The organism is Desulfogranum mediterraneum DSM 13871 (assembly GCF_000429965.1).
Lineage (GTDB): Bacteria > Desulfobacterota > Desulfobulbia > Desulfobulbales > Desulfobulbaceae > Desulfogranum > Desulfogranum mediterraneum.
In genome coordinates, this window is the sequence record NZ_KE387004.1 from 63,057 (window position 1) to 77,971 (window position 14,915).

Genomic DNA, 14,915 nt, shown 5'->3' on the forward strand with positions numbered 1-14,915 from the left:
GCGGCTCCGGTGGGGGGAGTTCCGGAGCCGCTGTAGCGCTTGTGTGCTCTATCCCTGTAATTCGACGTCCAGACAAAGGCCCTTCAGTTCTTTTACCAGGACATGGAAGGATTCGGGCAGACCGGTTTCAAGGAAGTTGTTGCCCTTGACGATCTTTTCGTACATGGTGGTCCTGCCTTCCACATCATCGGACTTGACGGTGAGAAACTCCTTCAGGGTGTAGGCGGCACCATAGGCCTCCATGGCCCAGACCTCCATCTCACCAAGGCGCTGGCCGCCGAACTGGGCCTTACCACCCAGCGGTTGCTGGGTGACCAGCGAGTAGGGACCGGTGGAACGGGCATGGATCTTGTTGTCGACCAGGTGATGCAGCTTAAGCATGTACATGATTCCAACGGTCACCTGGTTGGCAAAGGGCTCACCGGTGAGTCCATCGTAGAGGGTGGACTGACCGACCTCATCGACTCCGGCCTCAACCAGCACTTCACGGATCTCCTCCTCAGAGGCGCCGTCAAAGACCGGGGTAGCGATATGGAGCCCTTCCCTGGCCCTTCTGGCCAAGGCGAGAAGTTGATCATCATCCAGGTCGGCCATCAGCTCTTCGTACTCCTGGTGGGAGTAGAATCGTTTGAGTTGGGCCTTGATGTCGTCGAGTTCATACTGCTTGGCAAACCTGGCGATCTTCTCACCCAAGCGCTTGGCAGCAAAACCGAGGTGACACTCCAGGACCTGGCCCACGTTCATACGTGAGGGTACGCCCAGGGGGTTGAGCACGATATCCACGGTGGAGCCATCGGCAAAGTAGGGCATGTCCTCTTCAGGCAGCAGCCTGGAGACCACACCCTTGTTGCCGTGGCGACCGGCCATCTTGTCGCCCACCGCAAGCTTACGCTTGGTGGCGACATAGACCTTGACCATCTTGACCACCCCGGGAGGCAGATCATCGCCCTTTTCCATCCGCTCGGCTATGCCCTCGTAGCGGCCTCGGACCAGGGATGCCTGGCTGTTGTAGCGGTTGAAGATGGCCTCGATCTCAGGGGCATAGCTGGAGCGATCGGCAAAATCGATGGTGGAGAGCGAGGAAAAATCGACCTGCTCCACAACCTCGGGGGTCAGCTGTTTACCCAGGCCGAGGATGAGCTCGCCCTCTGAGGAGAGGATATCGCTCTTGGCGGTACGCCCCACAAGCACGGCGGCCAGGGAGTTGCGCACCCCCTTTTTCAAACTCTTGAGCTCAGCCTCCATATCACGATTCAGACGTTCGATCTCCATCTCCTCGATCATCAGAGTCCGCTCGTCCTTGTCCACACCCTTGCGGGAAAAGACCTTGGCATCGATGACCACCCCCTCCACTCCAGGGGGAACCCGCAGCGAGGAGTCCTTGACATCACCGGCCTTTTCGCCGAAGATCGCCCGAAGCAGTTTCTCCTCGGGAGAGAGCATGGATTCACCCTTGGGGGTGACCTTGCCCACCAGCATATCGCCGGGGCCGATCTCTGCACCGATCCGCACGATTCCTGAGTCATCCAGGTTGCGCAGTCCTTCCTCTCCCACATTGGGGATATCCCGGGTGATCTCCTCCTTGCCCAGCTTGGTATCCCGTGCCATGGTCTCGAAGATCTCGATATGGACCGAGGTAAAGGTATCCTCGCGGAGCAGACGCTCGTTGATCAGGATGGAATCCTCAAAGTTGTAGCCGCGCCAGGGCATGAAGGCGATGGTGACATTTTTACCCAGGGCAAGCTCACCGATCTCACAGGAGGGACCATCGGCCAGAACCGTGCCCTTGGTCACCCGTTCACCCGGAAGCACCAGGGGCTTTTGGTTGAAACAGGTGTTCTGATTGGTCTTCTTGTACTTGGAGAGCCGATAGACGCCCACTCCGGTGTCAAAGCCGTCCACATCGGGATCATCATAGCGAACCACGATCCTGCAGGCGTCAACCTCCTCAACCACGCCCTTGCCTCCGGCCAGCAGGCAGGCACCCGAGTCACGGGCCACATACTTTTCCACCCCGGTTCCCACCAGGGGCGAACTGGGTTTGAGCAGGGGCACGGCCTGGCGCTGCATGTTGGAGCCCATCAGGGCCCGGTTGGCATCATCGTTCTCGAGAAAAGGCACCAGGGAGGCGGCCACGGAAACCAGCTGGTTGGGGGCAACGTCCATCATGGTGATCTCGTCGGCGGCGATCATGGCCACCTCACTCTCCTGACGGGCAATCAGGTACTCGCTGGAGATCTGATTGCCTTCCATCTCCACCTTTGCCGGGGCAATCACGTGGACCTCTTCCTGGATGGCGGAGAGGTACTTGTACTCGTCTGAAACCACCCGCTCCTGGACGTAGCGGTACGGTGTCTCGATGAAGCCGTAGGGATTCACCTTGGCATAGGTGGCCAGGGAGACAATCAGACCGATATTCGGCCCCTCAGGCGTTTCCACCGGACAGATCCTGCCATAGTGGGTGGGATGAACGTCACGGACCTCAAAACCTGCGCGCTCACGGGAGAGACCGCCGGGCCCGAGGGCAGAGAGGCGCCGTTTATGGGTGACCTCGGAGAGCGGATTGGTCTGATCCATGAACTGGGAGAGCTGCGAGGTACCAAAAAATTCCTTGATGGCCGAGGTCACCGGTTTGGGGTTGACCAGATCATGGGGCATCAGGGTCTCGATCTCCTGGAGGGTCATCCGTTCCTTGGTGGCACGCTCCATCCGTACCAATCCCATCCGGTATTGATTTTCACAGAGCTCGCCAACGGTGCGCACCCGGCGGTTTCCGAGATGATCGATGTCATCACCATCGCTGAGCTCATCTTTGATCTTCACCAGATGCTTGACCCCCTTGAGGATATCTTCCTTGGTCAGGGTCCTGGTCTCGATGGGGGTATTGACCCCAAGCTTGGTATTGATCTTGTATCGTCCCACCTCGGAAAGGTCATAGGTGGTGGCATTGAAGAAGAGGTTGTCAAAAAACGACTGGGCAATTTCCGGAGTCGGCGGACTGGAAGGACGCAGACGCCGATAGATTTCAATCAAGGCCTCTTCCGAATCCTTGACCTTGTCCACAAACAGGGTCTTGCGAAAGGCTTCACTGACGTTGACGCCGTCTATATAGAGGACCGGGAAGGATTGGACCCCGGCCTCGGCCATGACTGCCAGGGCGGCCTCGGTGACCGGATCATTACATCTGCAGTGTTCCAGGACCTCACCGGTCTGCTCATCGATGACGTCACTGGCAAAAAAACGGTCCAGCAGCCCTTCGACCGGGGCCATCATCTCGGCAATGCCGGCCTCCTGGATGCGTTTGGCCAGGGCCTTGGAGACCTTCCGTCCCTTCTTGCCGAGGATGGAGCCGTCGGTGGGGTTGACCAGGTCGACGTTCAGCCGTTGACCGACAAAGGTCGAGGGCTGGAAGTCGATGGCAAAATTTTCTTCACGAAAGTGGATGGTATCCACATGATAAAATTCGGTGAGGAGTTCCTCCTCGCTGAAGCCAAGCGCCTTGAGCAGGACAGTGACCGGCAGCTTGCGGCGACGGTCGATCCGCACATAGAGGACATCTTTGATATCAAACTCAAAGTCAAGCCAGGAACCGCGCACCGGGATGATCCGGGCAGAGTAGAGCCGTTTGCCCGAGGTGTGGGACTTGCCGTTATCGTGGGTAAAGAAGAGGCCAGGAGAACGCTGAAGCTGGTTGACGATGACCCGCTCGGTCCCGTTAACCACAAAGACCCCGTCCTGGGTCATCAGAGGCAGGGCCCCGAGAAAGATCTCCTGCTCTTTGATGTCGCGGACCGACTGGACTCCGGTTTCCTCATCCACATCAAAGGTAATCAAACGGACGGTGATCTTGACCGGTACCTCGTAGGTCATACCCCGCTCGACACATTCCTCAACGGTATATTTAGACTCGCCAAAGGAGTAGCGTACAAACTCAAGGGAACACAGGCCGTTAAAGTCGGTAATGGGAAATATATCTTGAAAAATTGCCTGTAAGCCGTGACTCTGACGCTGGTCCGGGGCCACATTTTTCTGGAGAAAATGCTCATAGGACTCCCGTTGCATGGCAATCAGATGCGGCGGCTCAACGATGTGACTTGTTTTGGCAAAACTCTTACGTACTCTTTTCATTGCTTTCCTCGAACTTTTCCGCGAAACACAGGCATCAGAGATCTTAATCAATTCCAACTACTTGTTTTACCGACCAAAATCCCCTGTTTCTTTACTGCGCCCCTACAAACGCAACAACGCTACAGGGGTGTGAAGGCCCTGTAGCGTTACTGGCTATGTAAGCTTGGCTGCAGGGTAAATACCCCGTCAGCGCGAATGAATAGGTTTTTATTTTATCTCGACTACGCCTCCAACACCTTCGATCTGAGACTTAATCTCTTCGGCTTCATCCTTGGTTACACCTTCTTTGATGGGCGCAGGAGCACCCTCAACCAGGGCCTTGGCCTCTTTCAAGCCAAGAGAGGTAATTGCGCGTACCTCTTTAATGACTTTGATCTTCTGATCGCCGGCACCGGTAAGAACAGCGTCAAACTCGGTCTTCTCTTCTGCAGCAGCGCCGGCATCGCCAGCACCACCACCTACGGCAGCTACAGCAACAGGAGCTGCAGCAGACACACCAAACTTGTCTTCGAGTTCGGTGATGAGCTCGGAGAGCTCGAGAACGGTCATACTGGAGATGAATTCAATTACGTCTTCTTTGGTTACAGCCATTGTCATTCCTCCTGACAAATATGTTCAATAAAAGTTACGCCGCCCCTGCTGGCAGGGACAGGGTATAATCAATTTTCCTTCTGCTCTTTAATCGCCTGCAATCCGAATACAAGCTTCTGCGGAATAGCGTTAAGTACCCGCACAAAACCGGTGGGTACAGCAGCCATGGTACCAAGCAGCTTGGCAAGCAGTTCATCCTTGCTCGGCAGTTTGGACAGGGCGATAACGTCATCTGCAGTCAACACGCTCCCTTCCAGCACGGCAGAACGAATCTGCAGGGCCTCAAACTCCTTGGCAAAGGCGGTCAGGGCCTTTGCAGGACCGACCGGCTCTTCGAAGCTGAAGACTACGGCAGTGGTACCGGTGAAGGAGTCGGTCAACCCCTCGTACTCGGTACCCTTGACCGCCAGACGGAGCAGGGTGTTTTTTGCAATCTGGAATTGCGTTTCGCTCTCACGCAAAAGGTGGCGCAACTTTTCCAGTTCCGTAACTTTAAGCCCCTTGTAGTCGGTGACTACGGCGAACTTAGCTTTGGAAAAGGTCTCGTTGAGCTCACTGACCAGATCGGTCTTTTGGTTGCGATCCAACGTACATACCTCCTAAAAGTCACGGGAATGTCAAAGTGCAGACAGGAATAATGACAAGACTGTGTAATTGATGTACAATCCAATACGGCCTCGGCAGGCAATCTGTGATCCAGATTATTATACTTCCGTACCTGCTGTCTCTGACCTTCCCAGGGTTACAACAAATGGGATTACTCTGTTTTAAAGGGTTGTCTGTGTTCAGGCCTGCTGCGGTGACAACAACCGCAGCAGGCGATTTGCTCATGCGGCTTTAATCAGACCGCGAACCTGGAGCGGATCCAGCTTATAGCCGGGTCCCATGGTGCTTGAGATACTGATGGTCTTCAGATACACGCCCTTGCTGGAAGAGGGTTTGAGCTGAATGAGTTTATCGATGAAGGCAACGATGTTTTCAGTCAGTTTTTCAACGCCAAAGGATCCCTTTCCCACGGCGGCATGGACTACTCCGGCCTTGTCGACCCGAAAGTCGACCTTACCCATCTTCACTTCCTTGACGACGCGATCGATGTCAAAGGTAACGGTGCCGAGCTTGGCATTGGGCATCAGGTTCCGCGGTCCGAGGACCCGGCCGATCTTACCCACCTCGCCCATCATGTCAGGGGTGGCGATGGTCTTATCGAATTCGAGCCAGCCTTCCTTGATCTTTTCGACCAACTCTCCTGAACCGGCATAGTCGGCGCCGGCGGCAAGGGCCTCTGCTTCTTTTTCGCCCCTGGCAAAAACCAGTACCCGAACCTCTTTACCGGTTCCGTGGGGCAGGATGACACTGGAGCGTACCATCTGGTCGGCGTGACGGGGATCTACCCCCAGTCGAACGGCAATATCGATGGATTCGTCGAACTTGGCAAAACGACCGTCGACGACGCCCTTGACCCCATCTTCGAGGTCATAGAGCTTGGTGTTGTCACGGTTGACAACACTGTTGGTATATTTTTTTCCGCGCTTAGGCATTGTCTCAACCTCGTATCTATTCTCCCTGGCACAGTGCGGCTGTGCAGGTTTAGCGAATCCAGCCCAGGATTACCCTACGACTGTAATACCACAACTTCTTGCGGTTCCCTCAACGATCTTCATGGCCTGTTCAACGGTGAAGGCATTCAGATCGGGCATCTTGATCTCAGCGATCTCCTGGATCTTTTCTCTGCTCAGTTCGGCAACACGCTCACGCTTGGGATTACTTGACCCCTTATCCAGCCCTGCAGCCTTAAGCAGCAGTACCGAGGCAGGAGGCGTCTTGGTGATGAAACTGAAAGAACGGTCTGAGTAAACCGTAATAACCACAGGAATGATGGTGTCGCCGGCACTCTGGGTCTGGGCGTTGAACGCCTTGCAGAAGTCCATGATATTGACTCCGTGCTGTCCCAGTGCAGGCCCAACCGGCGGTGACGGGTTGGCCTTTCCTGCTGGTATCTGTAACTTGATATATGATTGTATCTTCTTTGCCATTATGTACTCCTACACAGAACTCTGTACGCCTTAGTTTTTACTTACCTGAATATATTCAAGCTCGACCGGGGTTGACCTGCCGAAGATGGAGACCATAACCTTTACCCGGCCCTTATCAGGATACACCTCATCGATGACCCCCTGGAAATTGGCAAAGGGACCGTCGACGACCCGCACGGTATCACCCTCTTCAAAGACCACCTTGGGCTTAGGTTTACTGGCACCCTCTTCAATTCGGCCGATAATCTGCTGCGCCTCCTTGTCGGTCAGGGAGGGAATGCGCTTATACAGGTCTTTTCCAGCGATTGTTTGATTGGCATTGACCCCAACAAAGCCGGTGACCCGGGGAGTCTCCTGGACCGTGTGCCAGCTATGTTCGTTCATCTCCATCCGGACCAGGATATAGCCGGGGAAGAACTTCCTCTCCGAGGTCTTTCGCGACCCCTTGACCATCTCCACCACCTGTTCAGTGGGCACCAGTACCTCGCTGAAGAGGTCCTCTTGCTTTGCGTTTCTAATACGCTCCTCAAGAGTGGCCTTCACCTTGTTCTCAAAACCGGTGTGTGTATGGACAATATACCAGTGCTTTGCCATGAAATTCGAAAAAGTAGATTTAATCGAGGAGAGTGGAGACAAATTTACCGAGCAGTAAATCTACTGATCCCAGATAGATAGAAATGACAACCACCAGGATCATCACAAAGCCGGTGAGTCCCGCGGTAACCTTTTTCTGGGGCCAGGCGACCTTATTGAACTCGGCCTGGACCTCATGAATAAAAGTACGGATTCCAGCCGGGCTGAAATAGGATGGACCAGACTTCGTGACCTCAGCTTTGGCGACAGGCTTGGCTTTGGTGTTGCGGGTTTTTTTCTTGGTTGCCATTGTCCCTGTTGGATGAGGTTATTGAATTGCGCCTCGATCAGTGATTCGAGATGGCAGGCCAGGAGGGATTCGAACCCCCAACCCCCGGATTTGGAGTCCGGTGCTCTACCAGTTAGAGCTACTGGCCTGCGCGATCACTTGGTCTCTTTGTGCGGAGTGTGAGCCTTACAGAACGGACAGTACTTCTTCAGCTCGAGTTTGTGAGGAATGGTCCGCTTGTTCTTGGTGGTCGTGTAATTTCTCTGCTTGCAGTCTTGACAGGCAAGCGTGATGATATCTCTCATGATACATTCCGATAGAGTGACTACAGCCGGGACGAGCCCGGCTGTAACATTCACTATGGTAAGCGCGACCCCTTCAAGAGGCCTGCCACCTTATTCGATTATTTCGCTGACTACGCCGGCGCCGACGGTGCGGCCGCCTTCGCGAATGGCGAAGCGAAGTCCAACTTCCATGGCGATGGGGGTGATCAACTCGCCGCTGATGTGAATGTTATCACCGGGCATAACCATCTCTACGCCCTCTTCCAGGGTACAGACCCCGGTCACATCGGTTGTCCGGAAATAAAACTGGGGACGATAGCCGTTGAAAAAAGGAGTATGACGACCGCCCTCTTCCTTGGTCAGAATATAGGCCTCTGCCTTGAACTTCTTGTGCGGGGTAATGGAACCCGGCTTGGCGAGCACCTGACCGCGAACGATCTCCTCGCGCTTGACACCGCGAAGCAAAGCGCCGATGTTGTCTCCGGCCTGGCCTTCATCCAGCAACTTGCGGAACATCTCGACGCCGGTACATGTGGTCTTCTGGGTGTCACGGATACCAACGATCTCGATCTCCTCACCGACCTTGACGATTCCGCGCTCAACCCTACCGGTGGCAACCGTGCCGCGACCGGAAATAGAGAAGACATCTTCAACAGGCATCAGGAAAGGCTTGTCCACATCGCGCTCGGGCTCAGGCACATAGCTGTCGACAGCCTCCATCAGCTCCCAGACACACTTGGCCTTTTCATCATCTTCGGGATTCTCCAGGGCGAGCAGCGCAGAACCGCGAACAATCGGGATGTCGTCACCTGGAAAGTCATACTTGTCCAGCAGCTCGCGAAGCTCCATCTCAACCAGCTCGATGAGCTCCTCATCATCCACCATGTCGCACTTGTTCAAGAAGACGACCATGGCAGGAACACCTACCTGACGGGCAAGGAGGATGTGCTCACGGGTCTGGGGCATGGGGCCGTCATCGGCGCCAACGACCAGGATAGCGCCGTCCATCTGGGCGGCACCGGTGATCATGTTCTTAATATAGTCAGCATGGCCCGGACAGTCGACATGGGCATAGTGCCGACCCTCGGTCTCATACTCAACGTGGGCTGTGGCGATGGTGATTCCACGCTCCTTCTCTTCAGGGGCCTTATCGATATCACTGAAGTCGGTGAAACTCGCCTGACCTTTGGTGGACAATACCCGGGTGATTGCAGCGGTCAACGTGGTCTTACCATGGTCAATGTGGCCGATAGTGCCGACATTGACATGGGGCTTTGTCCGCTCAAATTTTTCCTTTGCCATTTTACGTCTCCTCGGACAAAAGTTCAACTTGACTCAGCCGACCTGATAGCGCAATCGACTGACAATTGGAGCCCACGACCGGACTTGAACCGGTGACTTCCTCCTTACCAAGGAGGTACTCTACCACTGAGTTACGTGGGCCCAAAATCTGAATAACAACATACACAAGAGCGTGTTATCAACGTATTACTGGAGCGGGAAACGAGACTCGAACCCGCAACCCTCAGCTTGGAAGGCTGATGCTCTACCAATTGAGCTATTCCCGCTTTCACTAAACTGATGACAAACACTGTTGTCGTACAAACTATGTGGTGGAGGGGGGAGGATTCGAACCTCCGAAGGCTGAGCCGACAGATTTACAGTCTGTTCCCTTTGGCCACTCGGGAACCCCTCCACATATATTCAGGCGAAAAAGAGGAGATGGGAAAAATGATCGCTATCCCAATCCTTAACTTTATGCTTAACCTGGAGCTGGCGATGGGACTTGAACCCGCAACCCCCTGATTACAAATCAGGTGCTCTACCAGTTGAGCTACGCCAGCACGAACCGTGACATTATACCAGCATTTTTCGCGTTGTCAATCTCTTTCTTCAGCTTGTTCTCTTTTTTTCCAATCATCCCCTGAGCTCCCCCAACCTTTCTGGTGAGAGCCTGTCAGCCGGGCCTGGTGTACGCTGCCCGCTCGTTGACTGGAGCTGATCGCTGAAAGCGGTGTATCTATATACCATACTTCTAAAAAAAGCCAACAAAAAAGCCGAAGGCTGATCGCCTTCGGCTTCTTTTTTTTCCCTTGATAGTTGAACTAAACGCTATCTAGTCGTTTAATGGATCCTTTACATAGGCAGACTCGCGATAGCGCTCAAAGGCCATGGCAAAGGTCCGGTAGACAATATGGGCAAACTTGGTATAGGGCAGGTAGAGAAAGAGCATCATGACCGATACCAGGTGGAGGTAATAGACCACATACCCCAGGGAAGGAATACCCACCAGACGAAGCAGCTCGGCCGCTAAGCCGGTAATACCGACGCCGGCGATCATCCAGATCAAAAACCAATCATAAAAGGTGTTGGTCGCCTTGCCGGCGGCCTCCATCTGGGCACGGTTCATCCAGAGGATGCCGATCCCCACCAGCATGGCAACGGCAGAGACGTTGGCCAGCAGCTTCACCGGATTCCACATGGAGATCGGGCCATGCATGGAGGGGATGAAGATCCCGATCACATCCTGGGTAAAGAGGGAGTAACAGGTAACGATGAACAGGCCGATGAAGGCCAGCATCAGGGGCAGATGGCCCCGTACCCGGTCCTGGTTGACCGTACACTCACGAAAGCGGCCGTGGCCGACAATCTCCTTTAAAGAAGGCCAGAGGAAATCCTTGATAAAGAGGGTTGCCGAAGGCCGGTAGTTCAACTCCCCTACCCCCAGGTTCTCTTCCATCTTACCCCACATGGTGGAGATGGCCTGGTAGAGGGAGTAGACGGCAATACCCAGCGCCGAGAGCATGATGACATCAATGAAGAGGACGTTCTTGGCCAGCAGCCGGAAGTCCCAGTGTCCGAAGAACTGGGTGAAGCCGACGTGGGCAAACTGTTCGCCGCTGGGAATATGCATCCCCCCGGAGATCAGCCAGAGCACAAAGACGGTGACTGCAGGAATGCCGATGAGCATGGGCAGATTCTTCACCGAGGTGCAGAGTTTGGCCAGGCCGCTGGGCCAGCCATAGTGCTCATAGGCATAGGCACGGATGGCACCGAGGACATCACCGGGCTTGGCACCCCGGGGACACATCTCGGTACAGTCACCGCACTGATGGCAAAGGAATACGTTGGGATCGGCGAGGAGCTTATCCTTCATTCCCCACTGGGCCAGGATCATTTCCCGCCTGGGGAAGGGGTCGCCGTCCGAAGAGAGCGGACAGGCTACGGAACATGTGGCACACTGATAACACTGCTTGAGTGTATCGCCTCCGGCCACCTTCATCGCCTTGATGAATTCTAAATCTGGTTGCACGTTCATAGACATTTTATCCTCCTGTCATGAAATATGAAAATTCATATATCAGAATTATCGCAACAGTAGCAAAAAAGTAAAAACTCCTCCGCCCCTGAAATCAGTGGGACGGAGGAGAGCAAAAAAAGAGGATTAGAAGCCCTTGAACGGGTTTGGTCCCATCTCGATGATTTCCTCTACAAACTCATCAATGATAGCTGGAACCTTGTCGTAATCGGAGATCGCGATTTCACGGACACCGCAACGCTCAGGCTCAAGGCCGAGGGATCCAAGGGTTTCACCGATATTTTCCATCCGCTTGGTGGCGATTTCAGAGCCCTTGACAAAGTGACACTGGTAATCGTCGCCATACTTACAGCCCAGCAGCAGCGCACCGTCCATACCAGAGGACATGGCATCCTTGATCCAGACCATGTTGACGCTGCCCAGGCAGCGAACCGGGATGAAACGCACCAGGGTATTCATCTTGTTACGGTGCATACCGGACATATCGAGGGCCGGATAGGCATCGTTCTCACAGACAAAGACCGCGATCCGCAGCTTGTCCTCATCATCATCCGGTACCTCGATGGCCTTGACCATGGAACCGATCATGTCGATGGAGTAATCGGCAAAGTTGATGATCCGCTCTGGACAGGCGCCCATACAGGTACCACAGCGGCGACAGCGGGTCGGATTGGGCAGCGGGGTACCCTTCTCATCATCATCCAGGGCGCCGAAAGGACACTCCTCGGTACACCGCTTACACTGGGTACAGCGGGACATGAAGAAGTCAGGGTAGGTCTGATCACCGGAACGGGGATGGACAGAGACTCCGCGGTTGGCAGACTCGATACACTGGATCGCCTTGAGGGCGGCGCCGGTGGCATCGTCCATGGTCTCTTCCATGGTCTCTGCCTTGCGCACGCCGCCGCAGGTGTAGACACCGGTACGACGGGTCTCGTAGGGGAAACAGATGAAGTGGGAGTCGGCATAACCGTCAAACAGGTCCAGATCCAGGAAGGCCGGTCCCTGACGGTAGGCCAGGTTGATCATCGGCTCTTCGGCGGTGGTGGGCTCCATGCCGGCGGCAAGGACGACCATATCCACATCGATGACCAGGTCCTCACCCAGGAGGCTGTCTTCGGCGGTCACGGCCAGGCCGGAACCGTTGGCCTCGACCTTGGTCACGGCAGCCTTGGTCATGAAGACCCCGTCCTTGGCCTGCATACCCTTGTAGAACAGCTCGGCATTACCCGGGGTACGCATGTGCTGATAGAGGATGAAGGCCTGACCGGTCTCTGGGTTATCCTCCACCACGTAGTTGGCCTGCTTCAGGGCAACCATGGAGGTGACGGAGTTGCAGAAGGGGAAGTCCTTATCGCTCTCCTTGGCACCGGGGCTGAGGACAAAGGCGACCTTTGCAGGAACCTTGCCCTGTTTGGCCAGCCGTTCGAACTCGGCGTTGGTGACCACGTTTTGGACCTGGCCATAGCCCAGGTGCTCAAACTCGGAGACATCGGCGGGTTTCCAGCCGGTGGCCAGGACCACGGCACCGAACATCTGACCGTCGGGGTTGAGCTCGGTGTACTTGATCATCCCTGCGTTGGGATCTTCCAGCTCTCCCTTGTCGATCTTCTCCTGCTCGTCAACGGTGACCTTGGCAGGGGCATCCCACTCAGAGGCCACCCCGGCCTCCTTGATGGTAACGTTGAAGGCACCGGGAGCGCCGGCAACCCGGGCAACCTCGGCACCGGTACGGACGGTGATGTTGGCGTTGGCCTGGACCTCGGCCACCATCTGCTCGATGTTGGGCTCTTCCAGGGCGTTGTAGGGGTAGCTGGTGGGGAACATCTTCCGCCAGCCCAGGGCCTTGCCGCCGAGCACTGCTTCCTTCTCGACGATGGTCACCTTATATCCGGCCTTGGCAGCCTCACCGGCCGCGGTCAGTCCGGCGATACCGCCACCCATGACCAGGATCTCCCTGTGCAGGGTCTCCATCTGGTAGGGCTCAGGCATCTCGGTCTTCTGGGCGCGGGTAACGGCCATGCGGACGTAATCTTCACCCATCTCCTGGATGAACTCATCGGTCTCTTCAGAGGCCTCTTCACCCTCGGCAGGCTCGGCCACGGTCCAGGCCACGTGCTCACGCAGGTTGCCGCGGACGGTGATGGTGGACTCACCGAAGTTGAACTCCTCCTGCATCACCCGCGGAGAACAGGCACAGACCACAACGGTGTTCACCCCGTTATCGGCAATGTCCTGCTCGATAAAGGCACGCCCTGCAGCTCCGCAGAGACAGTCGTGTTCCTTCATCTCGATGCCGGTCTCAGAGGCCGCACCTTTCAGCCCATCCACATCGAGAACATCACCTATGCCACAGCCAGTACAAAGATATGCACCATATACTTTATCCATTGTCTCTCCTCCTAGCGTCCAATCTGAATTGCTTTAAGAGCCGCTGCAGTGGAAGACTGGCCGCTTGAGTAGACATCGACAGCAGCCTTAGCACAACCGGCAGAGATCATACCCTTTTCTGGCTCGGAAACGATAAATCCATTACCATCCACAGTCAGGCCGAGTTGCTCTCCCTGCTCCATGGCAGGCTTCATGCCGGTGGCCAGCACACACATATCAACCTTCTGCTGGATCTTCTTCGCAGAGAGGGTGTCTTCGGCAACGACCGTAACCCCACCGTCGCCCTCGGCGATGATGTCGGCGACCTTACCCTTGATGAAGGTGGTGTTTTCGTCGGCGGTGAACTTCTCGCGGAAGCTCTCGTACTTGCCCGGGGTGCGCAGATCGATATAGAAGACATAGATCTTGGCTTCCGGGTACTGCTCACGGATATAGGAGATCTGCTTGAAGGTGGCCATGCAGCAGATGTAGGAGCAGTGTTCCATGTGATTCTCGTCACGGGAGCCGGCACACTGAACAAAGGCAAAGGACTCGGGTTCCTTATCATCGCCGGGACGGAGGATCTTGCCGGCTGTGGGGCCGTTATCGGCGGCAAGACGCTCCATCATCATGTTGGTGATGATGGCAGGAGAGGAGTTGAACTTCAGGTTGTCGATCTTCTCGGCCTCATAGGGATTCCAGCCGGTGGACCAGATGATGGAGCTGACCTGGAGGGTGAAGGTCTCGGTCTGCATCTCGGTATCGATGGCGTTATACTTACAGGACGCCTTCACCGCTGCCAGACACTCGTCGGAGCAGGCATCTTTGGCCAGGACAAAACGCCTGGGAAAGGCCATCTCATGGGGCAGGTAGGCGGCCTTGATCTTGCGCATACCGAAGTTAAAGGGGTCGTCGATCTCGTCGGTACAGGCTGCTGCACAGTCGCCACAGGCGGTACAGTTGGAGTTGACGAAACGGGGCGCGGTCTCCAGTTCCACCGTGAAGTTGCCTGGGCCGCCGGAGACGGACTTGACCGTGGTCATGCTGTAGCTTCTGATCTTACGGTTGTCCTTGAGCCGTTTGAAGTTGATTTCCAGGCCGCAGGTCGGGGGACAGAGCTTGGGAAAATATTGATTCAGCTGGGCTACCCGACCACCAAAGTACGGGTTTTTATCGATGACAAAAACGTCGTTGCCCACTTCCGCAGCTTCCAGGGCAGCAGTGAGGCCGCTGATCCCTCCGCCGACAACCAGTACTGCACCATTTCCTGCAGTATTACTCATACCAAACCTCCATAACTTCTAATATTAATGAAAGGTGTTTTCTGG

Annotated in this window: 12 protein-coding genes and 5 tRNA genes; all 17 read right to left on the bottom strand. The window is 55.3% G+C overall.

Going from position 1 to position 14,915, the window contains the following annotated elements:
• Window positions 1-48: 48 nt before the first annotated feature.
• On the bottom strand, window positions 49-4,128 hold the full coding sequence (gene rpoB / locus G494_RS0115095; RefSeq protein WP_028585194.1) for a DNA-directed RNA polymerase subunit beta: 4,080 nt from the start codon (window positions 4,126-4,128) through the stop codon (window positions 49-51).
• A gap of 207 nt (window positions 4,129-4,335) precedes the next feature.
• Window positions 4,336-4,719, bottom strand: a complete 384-nt coding sequence (gene rplL, locus G494_RS0115100) for a 50S ribosomal protein L7/L12 (protein ID WP_028585195.1) — start codon at window positions 4,717-4,719, stop codon at window positions 4,336-4,338.
• A 68-nt stretch (window positions 4,720-4,787) separates the two neighbouring features.
• Window positions 4,788-5,306, bottom strand: a complete 519-nt coding sequence (gene rplJ / locus G494_RS0115105) for a 50S ribosomal protein L10 (RefSeq protein WP_028585196.1) — start codon at window positions 5,304-5,306, stop codon at window positions 4,788-4,790.
• A 240-nt stretch (window positions 5,307-5,546) separates the two neighbouring features.
• Window positions 5,547-6,257, bottom strand: coding sequence for a 50S ribosomal protein L1 (gene rplA, locus G494_RS0115110; protein ID WP_028585197.1), 711 nt, complete (start codon window positions 6,255-6,257; stop codon window positions 5,547-5,549).
• 69 nt (window positions 6,258-6,326) lie between these two features.
• Complete coding sequence (rplK, locus tag G494_RS0115115) at window positions 6,327-6,752, bottom strand: 50S ribosomal protein L11 (RefSeq protein ID WP_028585198.1); 426 nt, start codon at window positions 6,750-6,752, stop codon at window positions 6,327-6,329.
• A gap of 30 nt (window positions 6,753-6,782) precedes the next feature.
• Window positions 6,783-7,346, bottom strand: a complete 564-nt coding sequence (gene nusG, locus G494_RS0115120) for a transcription termination/antitermination protein NusG (RefSeq protein ID WP_028585199.1) — start codon at window positions 7,344-7,346, stop codon at window positions 6,783-6,785.
• A gap of 19 nt (window positions 7,347-7,365) precedes the next feature.
• Window positions 7,366-7,635: a preprotein translocase subunit SecE gene (secE, locus tag G494_RS23800; RefSeq protein ID WP_035246924.1), complete on the bottom strand. Its 270-nt coding sequence runs from the start codon at window positions 7,633-7,635 to the stop codon at window positions 7,366-7,368.
• 51 nt (window positions 7,636-7,686) lie between these two features.
• A tRNA-Trp gene (locus G494_RS0115130) sits at window positions 7,687-7,763 on the bottom strand.
• A 6-nt stretch (window positions 7,764-7,769) separates the two neighbouring features.
• Window positions 7,770-7,919, bottom strand: coding sequence for a 50S ribosomal protein L33 (gene rpmG, locus G494_RS26410; protein WP_084457006.1), 150 nt, complete (start codon window positions 7,917-7,919; stop codon window positions 7,770-7,772).
• A 90-nt stretch (window positions 7,920-8,009) separates the two neighbouring features.
• The gene (gene tuf, locus G494_RS0115135; RefSeq protein ID WP_028585200.1) at window positions 8,010-9,200 is read right to left on the bottom strand and encodes an elongation factor Tu; all 1,191 of its coding nucleotides are present in this window, start codon (window positions 9,198-9,200) and stop codon (window positions 8,010-8,012) included.
• Window positions 9,201-9,266: 66 nt separating this feature from the next.
• A tRNA-Thr gene (locus G494_RS0115140) sits at window positions 9,267-9,341 on the bottom strand.
• 49 nt (window positions 9,342-9,390) lie between these two features.
• Window positions 9,391-9,466 (bottom strand) — tRNA-Gly (locus tag G494_RS0115145).
• Window positions 9,467-9,509: 43 nt separating this feature from the next.
• A tRNA-Tyr gene (locus tag G494_RS0115150) sits at window positions 9,510-9,594 on the bottom strand.
• A gap of 72 nt (window positions 9,595-9,666) precedes the next feature.
• Window positions 9,667-9,742: transfer RNA gene (locus G494_RS0115155), tRNA-Thr, on the bottom strand.
• Window positions 9,743-10,014: 272 nt separating this feature from the next.
• The gene (gene qmoC / locus G494_RS0115165) at window positions 10,015-11,217 is read right to left on the bottom strand and encodes a quinone-interacting membrane-bound oxidoreductase complex subunit QmoC (protein WP_028585201.1); all 1,203 of its coding nucleotides are present in this window, start codon (window positions 11,215-11,217) and stop codon (window positions 10,015-10,017) included.
• Between the two features lie 126 nt (window positions 11,218-11,343).
• Window positions 11,344-13,608 (bottom strand): hydrogenase iron-sulfur subunit, encoded by a 2,265-nt coding sequence (locus G494_RS0115170; protein WP_028585202.1) that lies wholly within the window; start codon window positions 13,606-13,608, stop codon window positions 11,344-11,346.
• Window positions 13,609-13,619: 11 nt separating this feature from the next.
• The gene (locus G494_RS0115175) at window positions 13,620-14,870 is read right to left on the bottom strand and encodes an FAD-dependent oxidoreductase (protein ID WP_028585203.1); all 1,251 of its coding nucleotides are present in this window, start codon (window positions 14,868-14,870) and stop codon (window positions 13,620-13,622) included.
• Between the last annotated feature and the right edge of the window lie 45 nt (window positions 14,871-14,915).